Origin of the sequence: Hydrogenophaga sp. (assembly GCF_041633695.1) — a bacterium.
Lineage (GTDB): Bacteria > Pseudomonadota > Gammaproteobacteria > Burkholderiales > Burkholderiaceae_C > Hydrogenophaga.
In genome coordinates this window covers 1-1,178 of record NZ_JBFJMY010000743.1, presented here as the reverse complement: position 1 = coordinate 1,178, position 1,178 = coordinate 1, and the positions used below count along the sequence as shown (strand labels likewise).

Below are 1,178 nucleotides of genomic sequence, written 5' to 3'. Positions count from 1 at the left end.
CATGCGCCCCGCCTGGATTCCCCTGCTTTTGACGGCCTGCCTCTGGACAGCGGCGGCCATTGCCCAGGCGCCGCCCATGCCGGTGCAGCAAGTCAGCCCCCACGGCTATTACGTGCAAGGCCAGGCCGCGCTGGGCTCGGCGAGCAACCAGAACTTCATCAGCAACGCGGGTTTTGTGATCGCCCCCGACGGGGTGGTGGTGATCGACGCGCTGGGTTCGCCCGAGCTGGCGCGCCGTCTGGTGCAGGCGATCCGGCAGCTCACGCCCAAACCCATCACGCATGTGATCGTGACCCACTACCACGCCGACCACATCTACGGCCTGCAAACGCTCAAAGCCGAGGGCGCGCACATCCTGGCCCAGCGTGGGGCGCTGGAATACATCCATTCGGAAACCGCGCGTTTGCGGCTGCAAGCCTCGCGCAACGACCTGGCGCCCTGGATCGATCAGAACACCCAGATCATCGAGGCCGACACCTGGCTGGCCGGTTCGACCACGCTGCGGCTGGCGGGCGCGGACCTGGTGATCGAACACGTGGGCCCCTCGCACACGCCGGAAGATTTGACGGTGTACTGGCCGTCCGAAAAACTGCTGTTCGCGGGCGATCTGGTTTTCAACGGCCGGCTGCCTTTTGTCGGCAAGGCCGACAGCAGCCAGTGGATACTGGCGCTGGACCAGTTGCTGCGCCACGACACGGTGGCCATGGTGCCCGGCCACGGAGCGGCCTCCCTGGAGCCGCAGCGCGACATGGCGGTCACGCGCGACTATTTGAAATACCTGCGCCAGACCATGGGCCAGGCGGTTGAAGATTTTGTGCCCTTCGATGCCGCCTACGCGCAAACCGACTGGAGCCGCTTTGCGGCCATGCCCATGTTCGGCCCGGCCAACCGCATGAACGCCTACAACACCTACTTGCTGCTGGAAGAAGAGGCGCTGCAGAAAAAGCGCTGAACATCAGCTCCAAAAAAAGCCCCCGGGCCAAACGGACCGGGGGCAATGAGAGAGCGGGGGTCGCCCGCCCTCTGCATACGCGTTCAACGCGAGGGGTATCGGGTACCCATCAAGCCAAATCGAAGCGGCCCAGGTTCATCACCTTGGTCCACGCGGCAACAAAGTCGCGCACGAACTTGGGCTTGGCGTCGGCCTGTGCATAGACTTCGGACAGCGCGCGCAGTTG

1 protein-coding gene is annotated in these 1,178 nt (G+C 64.7%); it reads left to right on the top strand.

The genetic code is table 11. The features are described from left to right. Positions 1-952 (top strand): MBL fold metallo-hydrolase (locus ABYB95_RS23740; RefSeq protein WP_372662915.1); only part of this gene is annotated, 952 nt, incomplete at its 5' end. Between the last annotated feature and the right edge of the window lie 226 nt (positions 953-1,178).